Raw genomic sequence first — 337 nt, 5'->3', positions numbered from 1 at the left:
GCCCGGTGCGTCCGCGCCGCATCCGGGGTCGGCCGTGCAATCCGCGCCGGTGGCGCCGGCCGTGCATGCGGCGCCGGTGAGCGGTGCGAGCGTCGCGACGGCAGCGGGGGCGTCTGCTTCGGCAGGCGCTTCGGCTGCACACGGCGCGTCGGCTGTCGAAAACATGCAGCCGGCGGCGCCTGCTGCCGGCGCCAGCGGCCCGCATGTGTGGAGCGGCGCGATCCAGTCGGCGCCGTCGTCCGCGAGCGAGGCCGCTGCCCAGCCTGCGCCGGGCAGCCAGGTTTCGGGCGCGAACGAACCGGCCCGTGCGGCACCCGCCACGGGTGCATCGCAGCCG

General features: G+C 77.7%; 1 pseudogene. It reads right to left on the bottom strand.

Annotation, left to right across the window (positions count from 1 at the left end):
- A pseudogene (locus tag ACNQQL_RS36160) lies at nucleotides 1–337 on the bottom strand (hypothetical protein); the annotation flags it as partial.

The sequence above is a fragment of the Burkholderia sp. LFS061 genome, from assembly GCF_047978125.1.
GTDB lineage: Bacteria > Pseudomonadota > Gammaproteobacteria > Burkholderiales > Burkholderiaceae > Burkholderia > Burkholderia pyrrocinia_C.
The sequence above is the reverse complement of the archived record's forward strand: the minus strand, read 5'-3'. Positions and strand labels throughout refer to the sequence as shown.